The 6,154-nt window shown below is 67.1% G+C and carries 6 protein-coding genes and 2 pseudogenes; 4 read left to right on the top strand and 4 right to left on the bottom strand.

The window, feature by feature from the left end; all coding sequences use genetic code 11:
* Nucleotides 1–115: 115 nt before the first annotated feature.
* The gene (locus AB0P41_RS35800; protein ID WP_365936179.1) at nucleotides 116–1,237 is read left to right on the top strand and encodes a hypothetical protein; all 1,122 of its coding nucleotides are present in this window, start codon (nucleotides 116–118) and stop codon (nucleotides 1,235–1,237) included.
* Between the two features lie 72 nt (nucleotides 1,238–1,309).
* Nucleotides 1,310–1,720, top strand: a complete 411-nt coding sequence (locus AB0P41_RS35805; protein ID WP_365936180.1) for a hypothetical protein — start codon at nucleotides 1,310–1,312, stop codon at nucleotides 1,718–1,720.
* 271 nt (nucleotides 1,721–1,991) lie between these two features.
* On the opposite strand, the gene AB0P41_RS35810 is transcribed toward AB0P41_RS35805, so the two are convergent.
* A complete protein-coding gene (locus AB0P41_RS35810) occupies nucleotides 1,992–2,648 on the bottom strand; it encodes a hypothetical protein (RefSeq protein WP_365936181.1) in 657 nt (218 codons plus the stop codon).
* Nucleotides 2,649–2,807: 159 nt separating this feature from the next.
* Here AB0P41_RS35810 and AB0P41_RS35815 point away from each other — a divergent pair, with 159 nt between their 5' ends.
* The gene (locus AB0P41_RS35815; RefSeq protein ID WP_365936182.1) at nucleotides 2,808–3,179 is read left to right on the top strand and encodes a hypothetical protein; all 372 of its coding nucleotides are present in this window, start codon (nucleotides 2,808–2,810) and stop codon (nucleotides 3,177–3,179) included.
* Nucleotides 3,180–3,184: 5 nt separating this feature from the next.
* Here the strand turns inward: AB0P41_RS35815 and AB0P41_RS35820 are convergent.
* A protein-coding gene (locus AB0P41_RS35820; RefSeq protein ID WP_365936183.1) for an IS5 family transposase occupies nucleotides 3,185–3,993 on the bottom strand; the annotation gives its coding sequence in 2 pieces (ribosomal slippage) (nucleotides 3,185–3,654 and nucleotides 3,654–3,993; 810 coding nt in all).
* Nucleotides 3,994–4,063: 70 nt separating this feature from the next.
* A pseudogene (locus tag AB0P41_RS35825) lies at nucleotides 4,064–4,402 on the bottom strand (transposase); the annotation flags it as partial.
* 75 nt (nucleotides 4,403–4,477) lie between these two features.
* Between AB0P41_RS35825 and AB0P41_RS35830 the strand changes: the two are divergent.
* Nucleotides 4,478–4,942 (top strand): annotated as a pseudogene (locus tag AB0P41_RS35830) (IS5 family transposase); the annotation flags it as partial.
* A 9-nt stretch (nucleotides 4,943–4,951) separates the two neighbouring features.
* Here AB0P41_RS35830 and AB0P41_RS35835 read toward each other — a convergent pair.
* Complete coding sequence (locus AB0P41_RS35835) at nucleotides 4,952–5,998, bottom strand: CehA/McbA family metallohydrolase (RefSeq protein WP_365936184.1); 1,047 nt, start codon at nucleotides 5,996–5,998, stop codon at nucleotides 4,952–4,954.
* Nucleotides 5,999–6,154: the final 156 nt, after the last annotated feature.

Here is a 6,154-nt window from a genome sequence, read left to right on the forward strand (position 1 = left end):
CCGCCCACACCCTCACATCACCAGGTACCCCACCCATAACCAGCCCAACGACCAACCTGGCCACCAGTCACGCCAAACGCCGTTGCAGTACTAGGGCGTCATCGTCTCCCCCTATGTGGCTTCGGGGGGCACGGCGAAGGCTGACGTTCCGGCGGGCAAGCTGGCACTGAACACGAACTATGTGTTCCGCACCAACGCCTACGACGGTTCGCTGTATGAGACGGAGTGGTCTCCGTGGGCGAAATTCCGGGTGGAGCTGCCGGTGGATCTCACCCTGCCGACGCCGAACTACGCGAGCCCCAACCCGAACCACTTCGACGCGCAGCAGCCGCACTACTACCAGATCAAGCCCCTGGGCCAGGCCGGTACGCCGCTGTCGGCGCGGTCGACGTCGGCGGCGAAGGATGCGGTGGAGCAGTGCAGCGAGCCGGACGCGGACGGCCGTCAGGTGTGCTTCGGCAAGTCGACCCCGGCCCCCAAGGGCAAGGCGCCCCACGCGTCCGAGAAGGCGGGTGCGGCGGCGGCGACCGCGGGTGTGGAGTGGTGCAACACCAACTTCGAATCCATCCTCGCGACCCGGTTCATCCAGTGCGATGTGCGCACGGTGCCGGTCATCATCAGGATGGACGGTGTGCCGCAGGCTGTGGCGAATTTCATGCGGATGCTGGAACTTGACGGACAGAACACGTTCACCGAGCACCTGACGATCGAGCCCGCCCAGCACATCCCGCCCGCGTTTCGTGAGATCAACTTCGTGGGCTGGAATCATCTGTGCGAAATCTCGTGTACGCCGCAGGAGCAGCCGGTGACGGCGTGGAAGGGCAAGCCGTGGTGGGTGCCGGGTGAAATGCACTCGGCGACGCTGACGACGCCGTTCAGCTGGGATACGTCGCTGGCCGGTACGGACTACCGGTTCAAGCCTGACATTCAGATCGACGCGAACATTCTCCCCGCCGACGGGAAGATCCGCCCGTTCATGACCGGCTACCAGTGGTCGCTTGACTACGACGGCGGCACCGAGGACCTCGACCGTATCCGCTGCGACACCCCCGCAGGAGACGCCCCGGCGGGGTCGGTTCCGGGCTGTGTGTTCGTCAGCGTCGCGCCCACGTACACGTTCAACGCGAAGGCGTTCCCGCAGGTCGCCGCTCACGCGTGGCTGGTTCAGAAGGCCACGGCCAAGCACCCGGGTTCGATGGCTGATCAGAAGCCCCTGTATTACATGGGTGATGAGTAGCAGAACAACCGTTCCCGTACGCGGATCTGCCCCACGGGGTGGGCCGCGAACAACGGCGACCCCTCCGCCCTGGTGGATGCGGGCGACACGTTGAACTGTGACGAGTTCGCGTTCGCGTCCTTGTACAACAGCGGCGGCATGTCGTCCACCGAGGGCGGCATCAACCCGGCGATCCCGCCGGGGAAGACCACCCCCAGCGGGGATGCTTGCATTTCGATGTACGCGAAGAAGCACGGCAGCATGATCCACCTGTTCTCGCAGAACGGGGCTGACACCACGTTCAACGAGGTGTGCGGCCGGGCGGCGATCTCGGGCATGCACAACCAGGAATCCATGGGCGGCCACTTTGCGAACTTCATGAAGCAGATGCGCAGCAAGGACAAGGATGCGTACTGGCTGGATACGCGCATGGATGACGGCGGCACCTGCAGTTACGGTGTCGGCGGCGGTCAGCCCGTGATCTGCGAACTCGTCGCGCAGTAACACCCCAGCGCCAACACGCTTCGGCCCCCACCCTGACCGTCAGGGTGGGGGCCGACGCCGTTGTGCAGGCGTGTGCGGCTCAAGGAGCGACTCTGTCGGGGACCTTGGAGTCCTCGGGACGAGGGCTGTTGGCGCTTGGAACACTTCGGACGGTCCTGCGTAGTTCCGTCCTCCTGAGGTGATCAGTGTCGGTTCGTCCCCGGTCCGGTGCGGTGGTTCCCGAGCTCACAGCCCAGATGAGCCGCGCGCACAAGATCCCCGACAGAGTCGCTCAAGGAGTGAGGAGGTGGACGGCGGGGAGATTCCCGGCCTGTGCGGCATCCTGGTCGATGCTCAGCCCCGTGTACGCGCCCAGCGCGGTGAACACCAGGGTGGGCAGGCGCGCGCCGTGCTGTTCGTAGTAGGCGGTCACCTCGTCGGCGGTGGCGTCGGGGATGGAGGGGAAGACGGCACCGGCGGCGGTGAGCGCCGCATCCAATGCCGACTCGTGGCCGGTGGTGGTGCCGAACTCTGCGTGCCGTATCACCTCGTCGCCTTCGACGTGCAGGATCGCGGCGGGCGGGCTGTACAGGTTCCGGCTGGCGCACAGGATCTCTTCACCCGGGCCGGGCCTCATCGAGGGGACACGGCGGAAGCCGGTTGCCCAGGTCGCGGCGTGGTCGTTCTCCAGCACGTACGTCCACTCACCCTCGCTGCCGTACATCGCGTAGGCGTAGCGGGTGGGGTCGTGGCCGGGCGGGGTGGGCTGGCTACGCAGTTCGGCCAGCGGGGTGCGGGCGGCGAGCTGATCGAGGTCGGCCCCGAGGTTGATGAGGAACTCGTCAGGGTCGATGCCTCGGGCGAGGGTGAGGGAGATGCCGCCGCGCATTCCGGGGACAGGCGTGGCGGTGTGGGCGTGGGCGCCTATCCAAGTGAGGCCGTTGGTCATGGGGGGGCGTTCGCTGGTGGGGTGGGGTGCAGTCGAGCTTACTGATCGTTTCAGAATGCCGCCCTGCGGAGACGCTTGCGGCCCATGGAACAATCCCCTTCAGCCACGGGTGCGGGGGGATGACACCGTATGGAACGGGTTGGGGATGCACGGGGGCTCGTGCTTGGTTTCGTCGGCGCTCTGAACGCGGTTGACGAGGCCATGAGGGCGGCGATCCCCTCGCTTGAGCGACTCGCAGATGTCCTCGGCCTGGTCCGTTCGCGCCGGATCAGCCGGAGTGGGCAGGTCGGCACCTACTCATACACGGTTCATGGGACAGGGTGCCGCTTCGTCAGCGACAACGGCACCGAGGTCGATGTCGACTTCGCAGCCGAGGGGAGCGAAATCTTCGACCTCTGGCGCCTGCGCTGGTACGGGCTGAGCCTGCCCGAGCCTCTTGACGTCACGGATCAGGACCTGCGGACCGCGGTGCGGTCCCTGCAACCGCTTCTGACCGAGGTGCGACCTGGATGGTTCAGCGTCGCCAACTGATCGCTTCAGGATGAGGTGCGCAGGCGGCGCAGGCATATGAGGCTGCAGGCCAGTTCGAGCAGGCCCTGGTGGAGATCGGCGCGTCGTTCGTAGCGGGTGCGGAGCCGTTTGAACTGGTGCAGCCAGGCGAAGGCACGCTCGACTACCCAGCGCACCTTGCCCAGTCCGGAACCGTGGGCGACGCCGCGCCGCGCGATCAACGGCTTGATGCCCCGCTTCCACAGCATGCGGCGGTACTTGTCGAAATCGTAGCCCCGGTCGGCATACAGGCGCCGGGGCTTGCGGCGGGGACGTCCCCGCCGACCCCGGATCGGCGGGACGGCGTCCAGCAGCGGCAAGAGCTGGGTGACGTCGTGCCGGTTGCCGCCGGTGAGCGTGACCGCGAGCGGGGTTCCATGACGGTCGACGATCAGGTGATGCTTGGAACCTGGACGGGCGCGGTCGACGGGCGAGGGGCCGACGTGATCCCCCCTTTGAGGGCCCGGACGTGCGACCCGTCCACGGAGCAGTCGTCCAGGTCCAGCAGACCGGCACGGCGAAGCTCGGCCAGCAGGGCAGTATGCAGGCGCGGCCACACTCCGGCCTCGGTCCAGTCCCGCAGCCGGCGCCAGGCCGTCACCCCGGAGCAGCCCACGGTCTCGGCGGGGACGTCACGCCACGCGACACCCGTCCGCAGCACGTACATGATGCCGGCGAGTGCCGCTCGGTCAGGAACACGCAGCCGCCCAGTGAAGCGACGGCGCCTCTCAGGCGCGGGCGGCAAAAGCGGGGCCACCCGCTCCCACAGGCCGTCAGGAACAAGATCAACGCGCACCCCGAACACCCTGCCGACCAAGATCGTCGAGCGCAAGACCCACAACTCAATTCATTCTGAAACGATCAGTTAGGGCCCTGACATGCGAGCCGTCAACAGCGCAATGTTCAAGATCCAGCAGGTCGGCGCGGCGCAGTTCGGTCAGCAGGGCTGCGTGCAGGCGCGGCCAGACGCCAGCCTCGGTCCAGTCTCGCAGGCGACGCCAGGCCGTCACCCCGGAGCAGCCGACCGTTTCGGCCGGGACATCACGCCAGGCGACGCCAGTCCGCAGTACGTACATCACCCCGGTGAGGGCCGCCCGGTCGGGAACACGCAGTCGCCCGGGGTGGCGGCGGCGCCGTTCAGGAGCGGGTGGCAGGAGCGGAGCCACCCGCTCCCACAAGTCATCCGGAACAAGATCAGCACGCACCCGGACACCTTGCCGACCAAGATCGTTAGATGCAAGACCCGCGGTTCAACTCATTCTGAAACGATCAGTAAAAGGGGGGATCACGTCGGCCCCTCGCCAGTCGACCGCGCCCGGCCCGGCTCCAAGCACCACCTGATAGTCGACCGGCATGGAACCCCGCTCGCCGTCACGCTCACCAGCGGCAACCGCCACGACGTCACCCAGCTGCTGCCGCTGCTCGACGCGGTCCCGCCGATCCGGGGGCTACGAGGACGGCCTCGCCGCAAGCCGCGGCACCTGTATGCCGACCGGGGCTACGACTTCGACAAATACCGCCGCCTGCTGTGGAAGCGCGGCATCAAGCCGATGATCGCCCGACGCGGCGTCGTTCACGGCTCAGGACTCGGCAAAGTCCGCTGGGTGGTGGAACGGGCCTTCGCCTGGCTGCACCAGTTCAAACGACTCCGGATTCGCTACGAACGACGCGCCGGCCTTCATCAGGGCTTGCTCGAACTGGCATGCAGCCTCATGTGCCTCCGCCGCCTGCGGACCGCACGATGATATGAGCGGTCAGTTGAGGATGATCGGATTGGTGAGTGCGGCGACGTGCCCGCTGCAATGGCGGACCTCGATGCGGACGAACGCTGACTGCTCCGCTGTCGTGTCCCACTGCACCGCTCCCGCCCCGTCATCGGGGAGGGGGGCTCGGTGGACCTTTCCTCGATCGGTGTGAAAGCTGACGGTCCCCGCCGGCACACCCCGTACTGCCGCATACACTTCCACCTGCCCACCCTGAGTCGCGAGCCGCTCGCCCACCCCGGCAACGCGGCCGGCCGCATGGGAGGTGAACGACACGTCCACATCCGCCGACTCGGCGATCCAGCTGCGGCCGGCGCAGATCCCGGCCAGCACTGCCTCTGTGCTCAGTTCCTCAGCGAAGACCACGGTGTGAGGGATCCCGATCTGCCCTTCCAAGTGGGTATCGCTGTTGCCCATCGCCGGCCGCCACGAGCCCGTGCGAAGGTCCGTCGTGAGGCTCCGACCCCATTCGGCCAGGGCCGCCTCGTTGTCGGCATTCCAGGGCCGGTCCGAAGTCCACAGTCCATTCCATACCTCCACCACGTCGAAGCCAGGGAAGGGGAACATGAAGTCGCCCGAGGGGTAGGGCGCATGCGGGTGTGCGGCCACGCACAGGCCCCCTGCTCGGTGGACCTGGTCCAGGCACTTGTCCACCAGTCCGTCCCTGACCTGATGGTTCCAGTCGACGACCTCGCCGGGGTCGAGGCCAAGCGCGAGCCAGTGCCCGGTCTTCGTGGTCACCTCCTCGCCGAGAAGGATCAAGAAGTCATCGGCGGCCAGATGCCCCCACACCCCCGGGGCCGCGGCTGAGTTGTGCTCCGTAGTCGCGATGAAGTCGAGCCTGGCCGCCCTCGCCCGGACGACCAACTCTTCGGGGGAGAGTTCCCCGTCCGAGTGGAGGGAGTGAACATGGCAGTCCCCGCGGTACCAGGCCGCCCCACGTCCGACCGCCCGCGTCGACGGGAAGCTCAAACTCGACAAGGTTCTCCTTCCAGAGTCCTGTCGAGCCAACGCGCCAACCGGGGCAACCCGTTCCATCGCCCGCGGAGCACGATCTCGGTCGAGACGTCAGACCAAGATCTCATTCTGAAACGATCAGTAAGGCTGCCGAGACGGCACAAGGCCACGCGGACCTCGCCGCAGGCCACGCACAAAAGGCCACTGAGTACGCCGACCAGGCCGCCGACCACGCCG

Origin of the sequence: Streptomyces sp. NPDC079167 (genome assembly GCF_040686735.1) — a bacterium.
Taxonomy (GTDB): domain Bacteria; phylum Actinomycetota; class Actinomycetes; order Streptomycetales; family Streptomycetaceae; genus Streptomyces.

What these genes read in the sequence shown, in the direction of transcription:
- AB0P41_RS35810 (WP_365936181.1), bottom strand. Translation starts at nt 2,648, where the DNA reads ATGACCAACGGCCTCACTTGGATAGGCGCCCACGCCCACACCGCCACG.
- AB0P41_RS35835 (WP_365936184.1), bottom strand. Translation starts at nt 5,998, where the DNA reads ATGGAACGGGTTGCCCCGGTTGGCGCGTTGGCTCGACAGGACTCTGGA.